We start from the raw sequence: 13239 nt of genomic DNA on the forward strand, positions 1-13239 counted from the left end.
TCATAAACCTCCGAATGCTTTCATCTAAAATGTGGGTGTAGCAGGGAAAATTATTTATGGAAACTTGACATAATGCTGTAAGGTTCCTATTGTATGATTAAAATGAATGGCCAGTAAAATTAAAGGAGGCGTTCGATATGAAGTTGTTACAAATTAGACTATTGGTTAATGATTTTAAGAAAAGCGTCGAGTTTTACAAAGATTCATTAGGACTTCCAATAAGTTGGTTAGAGAAGGAAATGGAATATGCACTTTTCGATAATGGAGAAACGAAAATAGAGCTTTTGTCTCGAGAAAATATGGCTGAAATAGTTGGAGATGAAAAAAAATCTTTAGAAGGTGATGCCCAATCAAGATTTTTGCTTCAGTTTAAGGTAGAAGATGTTGATAAAACGTATGACTATCTACAAAAGCAAGGGATTAAATGCGTGAATGAACCACATGATCGTCAGGAATGGCGTGCACGAGTTGCTCATTTCAGAGATCCAGATAATAATCTTATTGAAATATATAAAATGATATAATTTTTTGACTGGCAAGATTAAGAGTAAGCGTTTGTTAACTTACCTTATGATTTTTATATGTCTACAAGAGAAATATATAGGTCCAAGACGGAAAGCCTGCACACTGATCATTGTACAGAGAAATCTGTGCTTTGATTGGTGTCCGTTTTTTATTTGAACGGAGGGAAGGCATGAAAGCTAAGAAAAACGGTTCGCTGAATGTTGTTTTTAAAGAGAAACAGCCATCGTCACGCAAAAGTATCGAAAAAAAGCCGCAGAAGCTTGCTGAGAGAGATTTGGAGAACCTCATGGGTATAAACAGGCCTACATATAAAAGAGACCGTGGCGGAGCATTTAGACAGAAATAATAACGGGAGGGATTTTTAATGAATCAATTGACACTGAACATACCTCAAATTGACGAAGAAGCAACGAAAATGAAGGCAGAACAGCTGCTCGAACAATATCGCATGTACTTGCTACAAGTGCCGGAGGATTTTTTGCCGAAAGTGACCGCAACATATAGCCTTGTTCCGCCCAGCTTTTCGAATGAATTTCATTCCTCCACAGAAGATGCAGCATTAAAACGCATGGATTGGGAGATTGAAAGAGAACGGTTTTTAAAGAGAATGCAAAGAGCGGTTAACCGGCTTTCCCAAAAGGAGCGGCAAATCCTTGTCATGCTCTACATGCAGAATGAAGAGATGTATGATTATGAAGTCTATGCAGAAATGAGAATCAGCCAGCGCAGTTACTACCGGACAAAAGCAAAAGCGTTTTACCGGTTGGCCTTTGCCCTAGAAGAAGGGGAGGGGCCTGCTGTGGAATTAATGGAGCGAATACTTACAGCGCCCAACTGATTCCTTTTTCATGTTACGACGCAAAGCAAACATCTTTCTTATTCTGTGCTGAAACCGGGTGTTTTATGCAAAAAAAGAAAGGCTATTAAACCAGGCTTTTGCAGTTTTCTAGTTAACATACTGTGAATTATCAGAAATTCTTAAAAAATGTTATCTAAAAAAGTTTTTTATAGCCTCTAAACGTATGTTATGACCACATTCTTCACAAGTATATTTTCCTTTCATGTTTTCTTTAACTTGCTTATATTTCAATGTGCCTTCATATACTCTAAATTTTTTCCTGCAACTTATACAAATTACTTCATAATAAAAAATCACAAATCCCTCCTTTTCTTAAAATTAATATATACAACAAAGGACTTAATTTAAATTTTTATTTGAACTTTGAGCGAACTATTCAAGATGCAATGAAGCATCCCTAAAAAGGGCCCTTCCTCTTTATAAGGGGGCCCTGTTTGTTTTTATCTCCATCTCCAATTTATTTGGTTATCTTCTTCGTAGATTCCTGGTAAAGAAATCCCTACTCTTTTTTGCTCATTATCGATGATAAACCAATTATCATCATCTAGTAGAGCATCGTCAAACTTCTCGATTGCAGAGGGATCATCTTCATTCACCACTGCTCTGAAAAAATCTTTGAATTTTTCCATATTCTCATTAGGTTTGATTTTTCCATAAGCCCAAGGTCCTTCTATTGTTGCTCCATCTATTTCACCTAAGCATTCATTTTGATAATAAAGAAACATACTCTTCACTCCTTAGGAAACATTTTGAAGTATTCTTTTGGTATCTCACCCTTAACAGAATACTCTGTATCTCTACTAGTCCATTTTAGAGCTTTTTTCTTCCAGTTTTCTGTTTGTCTCGTGTCGTTTTTTATAAGTCTCTCAATTTGTTTTGGATTCAGGATAGCAACTCCTTTTAGTTCTCCAGAACGTATGGCTTTTCGTAGAGCTGAAATATTTAATTCAATAGTATATTCCCCGTAACCTTTTGTGATCTTTTTGTTAATTGTAAAACTGGTATATGGACTATTGGATTTTCCACCTTTCCTATATCCTCCTAAAATATGTTCCGTAACAGTTACCTGACGGCCTTGATACATTCCACTTTTGTTTGCGGGGACAAGGTTCCCAGTCTCAGGTGAAATATGAGATTTACCGATACCATTTGGTCTTTTTGTTTCATAAGGGAAATCTTCTCCTCTGAATAAGTTGGAGGGTTTACCTACGCCAGAATTTATTTTTAATGCTTTACCTGCACCAATCATTCCTATTTGAGCAATTGAGGCAAGCGCACTGTTTAAGCTGTTTTCACGTCTCTCCTCAGAAATCTTATTCCCAAACATATCGCGGCCAGTTACTGCCTCACTGAATCCATTAGCCGACGCAAGCCCGTATAGTCCTTTTTCCGAATGCTGAAGAGCTTGGAAGGTTTTTGGAGTTTTATATATTTCGAGCGCTTTATCTGCTTTGTAAATTGCTTTTCCAGTTGAATAGATTGCCTTTCCACCTTTAAAGATACGGCCGGCCCAGCCGACAATAGGAACATAACCAGCGGCAGCCATTCCTCCTGCTGCGACTCGCTGACCGGTAGTGAGTTTTTCACCTGTGACGGGGTCAACTCCATCAGCGGCCCTTTTATAATCATAATATCCGGTAACCTCACCTGTAAAATCACATACAACGTTCCACGTTTTTTCGTACCAGGGTCTATTTGCAAGCTCTTCCTGTCCTTGGCGATTTTTCGCTCTTCAGCCTGCTGCTTTTTGAACGAAAGATATTCGGATGACTGCTTATGTAATCCTGCTTGCATCTGGTGGATTTCACTTTCCCGATACGCCTTGGCATTATAGTTGAGCGGGGTGGCGTTTTTGCCTTTACCTGTCGCATCTTGTAATGCCTGAAAATCCGCCATAATAAACGCCTCATTAGCTTCTGATAGCCCATATTCATTTGAAAGGTTGTTATCCAGCTCACCAATTTTTTGTATTGTTTCTCTTTTTGTTGTATCAGAATCATCTAATTTTTGATCCACGTTATCGGTTGAAAAGAGATCGAGCGGCAGTATATCTGCGATTTCATCAAGAATACCTTTCATTTCATTACGCTGCTCTTGCATAATCGCTTTTGATTTATCAAGTGCATTTGTCAATTCATGTTCAAGGAAAGATTATTCCACATAAGAGTCTGAAAGGCCGGCATCTTCAATCATAGCTTCTATGCTTGTGAGAAACGCAATTTTCATATCAATCAATTCCAGCCATTCATCTGTGACGCCAGCGTGATCTTGAAATAAAGCTTTGATGTTATCGGCGCCTTTGCCCGAAAAATCGCTGTCGCCCAGATCTGCCATGCCTTGGAACGCATTTTTCAGGTTCATCATTTGGCTGCGCAGCTCTTTGTATTCGTTTGCACGTTGTTTGGCGGCAGAAAGCAGGGTGGTTGCTTCCAAGATTTTCATGATCATATCCTTTCGCGATAAAATGTTATTCAAAATTTTACCACGTTGAAGCTCGGAGTAAAATGAATATCTTTAAGAATGATATAATTTATCCGGGATATTATAATGAAGAAAAACGTCAAAAGAACTTATTGGAAAGATCACTAGCAAGTGGTTTTCTTAAAAGGATACAAGGGATATATGAGTAACATCAGGGGGAACCAAGATTTAAACTTGTTATAACGTTTCCAATAATGTTCAAGGTTCAAATGATTATTTTGGTGATTAGAAAGGGAACAAACACGTTCATTTCTTACGTATGCGGTTATTGAATCAACCAGGAAAAAAGACCTCTCGATATAATGAAAGACCTTTTTTACTAAGCTTCCTTGTTTTGCCCACAATTTGCCCACATTTTATATTTAACTATGCTAATTCACTTAAAAAAATCTCTCATTGTTTAAAACGAATGCCTTGAACGTCAAGTGTTTGAATCAATATGAATTATTATGAAAAAACTCAAAATAACAGCACGTATGAGATGGAAAAGATGTTTAAACGTGTGATGTAGAACGTTTAAGATGAAAAGAAAGGACACTGGATGAACAGTCCGGTGTTCCTTTTTCGTTTTTTTGAGAGTCTGATGTTTTTACTTTTAAAGACCAACTGAATACTATGCTGATATTAACGTTGAAACATTTTGATAATTGAAACAAAAAAGAATCAGGTCTAAATAACTAGTTCTATAGTTTTGGCTTACTTTTCGTTTTTCTTCTGCCGGAAACCCGTATAAATGTTTCAGCTTTACTGAATAAATATCCCTAAAGAATTCATCTACATGAATATTCTGATTTCCTTATATATCAGCATAGCAATTTGTGAAAAAGGCCCAGTCTAGTGCCTTCGACGGGAGCAGAAAGTTTTTTTAACTTTACCGGAAAATCCATGGAAAATCGTGGTGTCATCTGGTAAAGTGGTTTACAGTCGGCTGGGCGGCGGCAGCAGTCTGCCCGGATCTTTTAAATGGGAATGGTGACAATGGATCATACATATGAAGTGCATCAAATCAAAACGTATCATCAGATGTGGTCCAACTATTGTTATATTATCGCAGACCGTGCCAGAAATTCTGCGATAGCGGTGGACCCGTCTTGGGAAATCGGCAAAATAACCGATAAACTGTATGAGTTGGATGTTGATTTATCAGCTGTTTTATTAACACATTCACATTATGACCATGTAAACTTGGCGGAGCCGCTTCAGCAAATCTATCATTCTGATATATACATGTCGTCGGCTGAAATCGATTTCTATCAATTCCGGTGCAGAAACTTAATAGCGCTTGAAGACGGTCAGACCTTTGCCGCGGGGGGATTTATCATCAAAAGTATACTGACCCCGGGACATACGGCCGGGGGAATGTGCTATTTGCTTTCTGATCATCTTTTTACCGGTGACACCGTGTTTACAGAGGGTTGCGGTATATGTGAGGACAGGGGCAGCTCGGCGGAGGATATGTTTGACAGTATACAGCGGATCAAAGCCTCCATTCCGCCGCATGTGCGTGTATATCCGGGACACTCTTTCGGGGAGAAGCCGGGACAAAAAATGGAGAGTCTTCTGAAAAACAATATTTACTTTCAGATTGACAAGAAAGAACATTTTGTGAATTTTCGCAACAGAAAAAATCAAAAAGGGCTGTTTCATTTTAAGTAGCGTATAATTAGTTCTATTTATCTACTTTTTCTTTCGGAACTAGAAACAACTGAAATGGAATGATAGTTACAGCTTAATTTTTGGTGATAATTACCTGGGTGACGGGAGTTTTCCTGAAAAAACGCCGGACGGGCCGGGTGGGACATTCGTCTTATGCCAGTTCCGAAAGACCTGAATCCGCCTTCTGGGCAGGATTAAATAGGCATTCTTCAGGAGTACGCATAGGATAAATTAACTTGACATGGTATTTTTGTGAAGTTACTATCAATTTGAACATGCTTCTTATCTGAATCCGAGAAAGGATGGCTGAGAAAATGATCACATACTTATTCCCCGGACAAGGTTCTCAAAAACAGGGAATGGGAAGTTCATTGTTTGATGAATTTAAAGACTTAACTGAGCAGGCTGATGAAACACTCGGATATTCTATGAAACGGCTTTGTCTTGAAAATCCGTATTCCAACCTTCACAAGACGCAGTTCACTCAGCCTGCTTTATATGTTGTAAACGCGTTAAGCTATTTGAAAAAAATCCAAGACAATGACATAAAGCCGCATTATGTGGCCGGCCACAGTTTGGGAGAATATAATGCGCTGTTTGCCGCAGGCGCTTTTGATTTTATTACAGGCCTGCAGCTTGTCCGTAAAAGAGGCGAATTAATGAGTATGGCCACCGACGGAAAAATGGCCGCCGTTATGGGATTAACTCCGGCTCAAGCGGAAGACGCCCTTCAAACGCACGGATTACATAAGATTGACATTGCCAATATGAATTCTCCTCACCAAGTTGTCATATCCGGACGTAAAGAAGACATTGAACGAGCCAAGACTGTATTCGAAGGAATAAAAGATGTTACGATGTTTCATCCGTTGAACGTAAGCGGCGCTTTTCACTCGAGATATATGGGTGAAGCAAAACAAGAGTTCGAAAAATTTTTACAGTCATTTCATTTTTCTGCTATATCAATTCCTGTCATTTCTAATGTGTATGCCAGACCTTATGAACAAGATGGAATCCACTCCGTTCTGGCCGATCAGATCGACCATTCAGTGCGATGGAACGACAGCATCCGCTATCTGCTGAACAAAGGGCCGATGGAATTTGAAGAAGTCGGACCGGGCCATGTGCTGACAGGGCTTATTCACCGCATTAAAAAAGAAACTGAAGCTTCACCCGCCATGTAGCGGATTGCAAGACGAAATTCTTATCTCACACAACATTGCCAATCATTACACATCACTTCACATGACATCACGAAAAACTCATAAATCAATATTTTAAAAAAATAAGCAGTGAAAAGGAGAACAAATGAGCCAGCCAATTGTTTTCATGTTTTCCGGACAGGGTTCCCAATACTATCAAATGGGAAAAGAGCTGTTTGCACATAACGCCGCTTTTCGGCGGAAAATGCTCGACTTGGACGATTTTGCTGTCAGCCGTTTCGGTTTTTCTGTCGTTAAAGAGATTTATCATACAGCCAATCGTCTGTCCGATCCATTTGACCGCCTTCTTTTCAGCCATCCTGCGATTTTTATGGCTGAGTACGCGCTTGCGTATGCTTTGGAGCAAAAAGGGATACGCCCCGATTATGTGATCGGAGCGAGCCTCGGAGAATATGCAGCGGCCGCAGTGTCGGGAGTGCTTAGCGCTGAAGATGCTTTAGATTGCGTACTGGAGCAGGCCGAAATCATTACGGAAACATGCGGTAGCGGCAGCATGCTTGCGGTACTGGGTGATCCGAGATTATATCAAGATGATCCGCTGCTGAGCGAACATAGTGAATTGGCAGCTGTAAACTATCATTCTCACTTTGTCATCTCTGGAGAGCGGGAACACATCAAAAAAATCATGGACGATCTGAGAGAAAAGCAGATTCCTCATCAGCTATTGCCGGTATCATACGGATTTCACTCGGCGCTGGTTGATCAGGCGGAGCTGCCGTACAAGCGTTTTTTAGCCCGGAAATCATTCCGGACTCCGTTTGTACCGTACATTTCCAGTGCGACCGGTGAGGCTGAGACGGATATTCAAGCAGACTTTTTCTGGGATATCGTAAGAAAGCCGATTCGATTCCGAGAAGCGCTTCAATTCGCAGAAAGCCGCGAAAAAGGCTTGTATATTGATGCCGGGCCGTCCGGAACATTGGCCGCATTTGCCAAACAGATTCTTCCCGCAGGGTCGGCAGAACGCATCCGAACCATTATGACGCCGTTTCATAAAGAACAAACACATTTGCAGCAAATCGAAGACATCATTTTATCATCGCCCGGAAGGAGACTGTAAGATGATCAGCTTTGTTTTTCCCGGCCAAGGTTCGCAAAGAATAGGTATGGGAGAGGACCTTTTCGGCCGCTATCCTGAATTAACCGCAAAGGCCGATCATATTCTCGGATATTCCATTCAGGAGCTGTGCAGGGACGGAGAACGTCTCAACCAGACTCAATTCACTCAGCCGGCACTCTATATCGTCAATGCTCTCAGTTATTTGAAAAAAACAGAAGAAACCGGCTTGACACCGGATTTTACCGCCGGTCACAGTTTAGGAGAATATAACGCGTTATATGCCTCGGGAGCTTTTGATTTTGAAGAAGGCTTGCAGCTTGTCAAAAAAAGGGGCGAGCTGATGAGCCGCGCAAAAGGCGGCGGCATGGCGGCGGTGATCGGCCTGACTCATGAGCAGGTGACGGACGTTTTAAGAGAATATCATTTAGATATGATTGATATCGCCAACATGAACACACCGCAGCAAATTGTCATTTCCGGATATAAAGAAGATATTGAAAAGGCCGCATCCGTATTTGAAGCTGTAAAAGGCGTAAAAATGGTTCACCGCTTAAATGTCAGCGGCGCCTTTCATTCCAGATATATGCTGGAGGCGAAGGAAGAGTTTACCCGGTTTATTGAATCTTTCCGTTTCAAGCCGCTGTCAATTCCGGTCATTTCAAATGTGACGGCAAGGCCCTATAACCAATCAGAGCTGAAAGAGACACTTGCAGCGCAAATAACAGGGTCGGTGAACTGGACAGACAGCATCCGCTTCTTAATGGGAAGAAAAAACATGAGCTTTGAGGAAATCGGTCCCGGAAAAGTGCTGACCGGGCTGATTCAAAGAATTACAGCTGAAGCGGAGCCGATAACAGAGGAAATCAACGTCCCGGCCGCGGCTGAAAAAAGCTTAATTACGGCTGCATCTTTAGGAAATGAAGAGTTTAAGCGTGATTATCAATTGAAATACGCCTACTTGGCCGGCGGCATGTACCGCGGAATCGCTTCGAAGGAGATGGTCATCAGACTGGCCGAAAAAGGAATGATGGGCTTTTTCGGAACGGGCGGTTTGAACATCGCGCACGTTGAGGACGCCATTTTGTCAATTCAGCATGAGCTTCGTGACGGCGGCGCCTTCGGCATAAATATTGTACATAATATGAAGCATACAGATTCAGAAGAAAAAATGATTGATCTTTTACTGAAGCATGGGGTTCAGAATTTGGAAGCATCAGCGTTTTTAACGGTTACTCCCGCTTTAGTCAGGTTTCGCGCTAAGGGGTTAAAGCGAGGTGCCGACGGACAAGTGATAGCGCGGCAGCGGATTATCGCCAAGCTGTCCCGTCCGGAAGTAGCGGAAGCATTTCTCAGCCCGGCGCCTGATCACATTCTGCAGAAGCTTGCAGCTGAAAACAAAATTACCACTGAAGAAGCAAGTCTGATGAGAGAAATACCCGTTGCGCATGACATCTGCGTGGAGGCGGATTCAGGCGGACACACTGACGGCGGAGTTGCTTACAGCCTCATGCCGGCGATCGTCCGTTTAAGAGATGACATGATGAAACAATATCGATACGGCAAAAACGTCCGTATCGGAGCCGCGGGGGGAATCGGGACGCCTGAGGCAGCCATGGCCGCATTTATGCTCGGCGCTGATTTTATAGTGACCGGATCAATTAACCAATGCACCATTGAAGCGGCGACAAGCGGCCTCGTCAAGGACCTGCTCCAGCAGATGAATGTACAGGACACGGCTTACGCGCCGGCCGGCGATATGTTTGAATCAGGCAGCAAGGTGCAGGTATTAAAGAAAGGGCTGTTCTTCCCGACCCGCGCCGCTAAGCTGCATGAACTGTATCAGCGTCACGGCTCAATCGAAGAAATTGATGAAAAGACAATCAGACAAATAGAAGAGAAGTATTTCAAGGCAAGTATAAGCAGTATTTATGAAAAGGTGAAGGCGCATTATTCGAGTGAAGACATTTCAAAAGCCGAACGGAATCCGAAACAGAAAATGGCGCTCATATTCAAATGGTATTTCAGGCAAAGCTCTGCTTCAGCGATTAAAGGAGATCCGGATGCCAAGGTAGATTACCAGATTCATTGCGGCCCGGCATTAGGAGCTTTTAATCAATGGGTGAAAGGTACGGAGCTGGAACCCTGGAAAAACCGCCATGTCGATGGCATCGGTCTGCGGCTTATGGAAGAGACGGCCTCACTTTTGAATCAGAAGTTAGGTTCGTTTCTGCAAACGTGTTGACAAGACGAAATGATAGATTGAAAACATGGAATATTCATAAAAAGAATGAAACAGGGAGGAACTGACAATGAGTAAAGAAAGAGTTTTTGAATTGCTGCAGAACACAATTTACGAGGTTTTGCCGGATTTAGAAGGCGAACAGCTTTCGCATGAAGACCGTTTAGTTGATCTTGGGGCGGACTCGGTGGATCGCGCTGAAATTATTACGATGATGCTGGAAGAATTATCTTTGCAGATTCCGCGTGTTGAGCTGACAGGAGTGTCAAACATCGGCGAACTGGCAGAAAAGCTTTATGAAAAGGCGCAGGCCGTCTGATAAAACGGTGCGAAAATCGGAAGCTCAAAATTCTTATTGGAGGCGAAGTTCATGGCTGCTGCCGGAATAGAAGCGATAAATGTGTTTGGCGGGACGGCATACCTTGATGTCATGCAGCTGGCGGAGTACAGAAACTTAGACCCTGCCAGATTTGAGAATTTACTGATGAAAGAAAAAGCGGTGGCGCTCCCATATGAAGACCCCGTTACATTCGGCGTTAACGCGGCAAAGCCGATTATCGACCGATTGACAGAGGCTGAAAGAGACAGAATCGAGCTGCTGATTACCTGCTCGGAGTCCGGCATTGACTTCGGAAAATCACTCAGTACATATATTCATGATTACTTAGGTCTTAATCGGAACTGCCGTTTATTTGAGCTGAAGCAAGCCTGCTATTCAGGAACGGCGGGCCTGCAGATGGCACTTAACTTTATTTTGTCACAGACCTCCCCCGGAGCGAAAGCGCTTGTCGTTGCGACGGATATTTCCCGGTTTTTAATTGCCGAAGGCGGCGATGCGTTAAGCGAGGATTGGTCTTACGCAGAACCGAGCGCCGGGGCGGGTGCGGTTGCCTTATTGATCGGTGAAAATCCGATCGTATTTCAGGCGGATGCGGGCGCAAACGGCTACTACGGCTATGAGGTGATGGATACATGCCGTCCGATCCCGGACAGTGAAGCCGGTGATGCCGATTTATCATTGATGTCTTATCTCGATTGCTGCGAACAGACATTTCGCGAGTATAAAAACCGTGTGCCGGACGCTGATTACAAAGAAACGTTTCACTATCTTGCTTTCCATACACCGTTTGGCGGCATGGTAAAAGGAGCCCACCGGACGATGATGCGCAAGCTTGCAAAAGCGAAAAACGCTGAGATCGAACAGGATTTTCAAACCAGGGTGGAACCGGGGCTCCGCTACTGCCAAAGAGTCGGAAACATTATGGGGGCAGCCTCTTTATTGGCCCTTGCCAGCACAATTGACCAAGGGGCATTCGACACTTCTAAGCGGATCGGCTGTTTCTCCTACGGGTCGGGATGCTGTTCGGAATTTTACAGCGGCGTTGTGACGCCTGAGGGACAAGCACGGCAGCATTCTTTCAAAATAGAAGAGCACCTGAACAACAGATACAGGCTGTCCATGGAGGAGTATGAAGAACTGTTTAAAGGCAGCGGTTTGGTAAAGTTCGGAACACGGAATGTCAAATTGGATATGAATATGATCCCGAAAATATTAGACCATCATGCCGGAAGCCCTCGTTTATATTTGGAAGAAATCACAGAATTTCATCGGAAATACAGGTGGATCCCGTGACCTATGAGACGATAAATGTCCGTTTTCAGCAAAATGTCTGTTTCATCACCTTTAATCGGCCTGAAGCCAACAATACGATTAATGAACGTTTAGTGGAGGAATGTCTGCATGTTCTTTCTGAATGTGAAGACTCCGTGACCTCCGTGGTGCTTGAAGGGCTGCCGGAGGTATTTTGTTTCGGGGCGGATTTCGATGAGATGTACGGGAAAATGAGGCAGGGGATGCAGAATGCGGAATCACAGGAGCCGCTTTACCGTTTGTGGCTGGCATTAAAATCCGGGCCGTACATCACAATCGCCCGCGTCCGCGGAAAAGCAAATGCGGGAGGTGTCGGATTTGCCGCAGCGTGCGATATCGTCATTGCAGACGAGAGCGCTTCATTCAGTTTATCTGAACTGTTATTCGGGCTTTATCCCGCCTGCGTTCTGCCGTTTTTAATTCAAAGAATCGGCTTTCAAAAGGCGCATTATATGACGATTATGACAAAGCCCGTGCCGGCACTTCAGGCGCTGGAATGGGGGCTTTGTGACGTATGCGCCCCGGACAGCGCAACAGAGCTGAGAAAGCATTTGCTGCGCCTCCGCCCGCTGTCGAAAAAAGCAGTCACCCGCTATAAACAATACATGGATTCCTTAAACGACCTTGTTCATCGTTCGAAATCCATTGCTTTAGCCGAAAATCAAGCGATGTTTTCAGATCCGGATAACCAATCAGCCATCATCCGTTATGCAGAAACGGGGCGGCTTCCTTGGGAAACGGAGAACAGTTAGGAGGATATCATGCCGAACGCCGCAGTTGAACTGCTCGAAATTGAACCGGATATTATCCAAGTGACAATGCAGGATAAAGCCCACAAAAACGCCTTCTCTAAAGAGCTGACGGATGGATTGATGGAGGCCTTCACCCGTATAAAAAAATCGTCAGTCTATAAAGCTGTGATTTTAACAGGCTACGGCCATTACTTTGCTTCAGGAGGCACACAGGAAGGCTTGCTCAGGATTCAGCAGGGCATCACGAAATTTACGGAAGACCGCATGTACTCTTTGGCGCTTGAATGTGATATTCCCGTCATTTCCGCCATGCAGGGCCACGGAATCGGAGGCGGGTTTGTCATGGGGCTGTTCAGTGATTTTGTCATCTTAAGCAAAGAAAGCGTGTATACCGCAAACTTTATGAAATACGGATTCACCCCCGGGATGGGCGCTACCTTTATCGTTCCGAAGAAGCTTGGAGCAAGCCTCGGACATGAAATGCTGTTAAACGGCGGCCACTACCGCGGCGGTGACCTGGAGAAAAGAGGAGTGCCTTTTCCGGTGCTTCCGCGGCAGGAAGTATTAGGCTATGCGCACGAATTGGCCCGTGAGCTTGCAGAAAAACCGAGAAACTCTTTAATTACATTGAAAAGGCACTTGGTGACGCCGTTTCGCGAGCAGCTTCCGGCCGTCATTGAGAAGGAGTTAATCATGCACGACCAGACGTTTCATGATGATGAAGTGAAAAAACGAATCACGACGATGTACGGAGTATAAGAAATACATCATACATACAGATGAAATGGAGGCA

General features: G+C 43.5%; 12 protein-coding genes and 1 pseudogene. 11 read left to right on the forward strand and 2 right to left on the reverse strand.

The window, feature by feature from the left end; translation table 11 throughout:
- The first annotated feature begins 137 nt into the window (after positions 1-137).
- The 3 genes from QRX25_RS08345 (at position 138) to QRX25_RS08355 (ending at position 1363) form a co-directional block, all read left to right on the forward strand.
- A complete protein-coding gene (locus QRX25_RS08345; RefSeq protein WP_071346778.1) occupies positions 138-524 on the forward strand; it encodes a VOC family protein in 387 nt (128 codons plus the stop codon).
- 170 nt (positions 525-694) lie between these two features.
- Complete coding sequence (locus QRX25_RS08350; protein WP_193551599.1) at positions 695-871, forward strand: hypothetical protein; 177 nt, start codon at positions 695-697, stop codon at positions 869-871.
- Positions 872-889: 18 nt separating this feature from the next.
- Entirely contained in the window at positions 890-1363 is a 474-nt protein-coding gene (locus QRX25_RS08355; protein WP_065981497.1) for an ArpU family phage packaging/lysis transcriptional regulator, read from the forward strand.
- Between the two features lie 461 nt (positions 1364-1824).
- Here the strand turns inward: QRX25_RS08355 and QRX25_RS08360 are convergent, their stop codons facing one another.
- The gene (locus QRX25_RS08360) at positions 1825-2109 is read right to left on the reverse strand and encodes a hypothetical protein (protein WP_065981498.1); all 285 of its coding nucleotides are present in this window, start codon (positions 2107-2109) and stop codon (positions 1825-1827) included.
- Positions 2110-2114: 5 nt separating this feature from the next.
- Positions 2115-3826 (reverse strand): annotated as a pseudogene (locus QRX25_RS19765) (ribonuclease YeeF family protein).
- Between the two features lie 1017 nt (positions 3827-4843).
- Between QRX25_RS19765 and QRX25_RS08380 the strand changes: the two are divergent.
- The 8 genes from QRX25_RS08380 to QRX25_RS08415 all read left to right on the forward strand — a co-directional run bounded on the left by QRX25_RS08380 (position 4844) and on the right by QRX25_RS08415 (position 13205).
- Entirely contained in the window at positions 4844-5521 is a 678-nt protein-coding gene (locus QRX25_RS08380; RefSeq protein WP_065981501.1) for an MBL fold metallo-hydrolase, read from the forward strand.
- A 314-nt stretch (positions 5522-5835) separates the two neighbouring features.
- On the forward strand, positions 5836-6705 hold the full coding sequence (gene fabD / locus QRX25_RS08385) for an ACP S-malonyltransferase (RefSeq protein ID WP_065981502.1): 870 nt from the start codon (positions 5836-5838) through the stop codon (positions 6703-6705).
- A gap of 124 nt (positions 6706-6829) precedes the next feature.
- On the forward strand, positions 6830-7804 hold the full coding sequence (locus tag QRX25_RS08390; RefSeq protein WP_065981503.1) for an acyltransferase domain-containing protein: 975 nt from the start codon (positions 6830-6832) through the stop codon (positions 7802-7804).
- A 1-nt stretch (position 7805) separates the two neighbouring features.
- Positions 7806-10046: an ACP S-malonyltransferase gene (fabD, locus tag QRX25_RS08395; RefSeq protein WP_065981504.1), complete on the forward strand. Its 2241-nt coding sequence runs from the start codon at positions 7806-7808 to the stop codon at positions 10044-10046.
- 67 nt (positions 10047-10113) lie between these two features.
- Entirely contained in the window at positions 10114-10362 is a 249-nt protein-coding gene (locus QRX25_RS08400; protein WP_065981505.1) for an acyl carrier protein, read from the forward strand.
- A gap of 51 nt (positions 10363-10413) precedes the next feature.
- A complete protein-coding gene (locus QRX25_RS08405) occupies positions 10414-11676 on the forward strand; it encodes a hydroxymethylglutaryl-CoA synthase family protein (RefSeq protein ID WP_065981506.1) in 1263 nt (420 codons plus the stop codon).
- The gene (locus QRX25_RS08410; RefSeq protein ID WP_065981507.1) at positions 11673-12446 is read left to right on the forward strand and encodes an enoyl-CoA hydratase/isomerase; all 774 of its coding nucleotides are present in this window, start codon (positions 11673-11675) and stop codon (positions 12444-12446) included. Before QRX25_RS08405 ends, QRX25_RS08410 begins: the two co-directional genes overlap by 4 nt.
- Positions 12447-12455: 9 nt before the next feature.
- Positions 12456-13205 carry a polyketide synthase gene (locus QRX25_RS08415; protein ID WP_065981508.1) on the forward strand — a complete coding sequence of 250 codons (750 nt, stop codon included), beginning with the start codon at positions 12456-12458 and terminating at the stop codon, positions 13203-13205.
- Positions 13206-13239 lie beyond the last annotated feature (34 nt).

This window comes from Bacillus sp. L381, from assembly GCF_030284525.1.
GTDB classification, from domain to species: domain Bacteria; phylum Bacillota; class Bacilli; order Bacillales; family Bacillaceae; genus Bacillus; species Bacillus amyloliquefaciens.

Excerpts from the sequence above, each read along its gene's own strand:
- QRX25_RS08345 (WP_071346778.1), top strand. The coding sequence starts at position 138 with ATGAAGTTGTTACAAATTAGACTATTGGTTAATGATTTTAAGAAAAGC.
- QRX25_RS08350 (WP_193551599.1), top strand. The coding sequence starts at position 695 with ATGAAAGCTAAGAAAAACGGTTCGCTGAATGTTGTTTTTAAAGAGAAA.
- QRX25_RS08355 (WP_065981497.1), top strand. The coding sequence starts at position 890 with ATGAATCAATTGACACTGAACATACCTCAAATTGACGAAGAAGCAACG.
- QRX25_RS08360 (WP_065981498.1), bottom strand. The coding sequence starts at position 2,109 with ATGTTTCTTTATTATCAAAATGAATGCTTAGGTGAAATAGATGGAGCA.
- QRX25_RS08380 (WP_065981501.1), top strand. The coding sequence starts at position 4,844 with ATGGATCATACATATGAAGTGCATCAAATCAAAACGTATCATCAGATG.
- fabD (WP_065981502.1), top strand. The coding sequence starts at position 5,836 with ATGATCACATACTTATTCCCCGGACAAGGTTCTCAAAAACAGGGAATG.
- QRX25_RS08390 (WP_065981503.1), top strand. The coding sequence starts at position 6,830 with ATGAGCCAGCCAATTGTTTTCATGTTTTCCGGACAGGGTTCCCAATAC.
- fabD (WP_065981504.1), top strand. The coding sequence starts at position 7,806 with ATGATCAGCTTTGTTTTTCCCGGCCAAGGTTCGCAAAGAATAGGTATG.
- QRX25_RS08400 (WP_065981505.1), top strand. The coding sequence starts at position 10,114 with ATGAGTAAAGAAAGAGTTTTTGAATTGCTGCAGAACACAATTTACGAG.
- QRX25_RS08405 (WP_065981506.1), top strand. The coding sequence starts at position 10,414 with ATGGCTGCTGCCGGAATAGAAGCGATAAATGTGTTTGGCGGGACGGCA.
- QRX25_RS08415 (WP_065981508.1), top strand. The coding sequence starts at position 12,456 with ATGCCGAACGCCGCAGTTGAACTGCTCGAAATTGAACCGGATATTATC.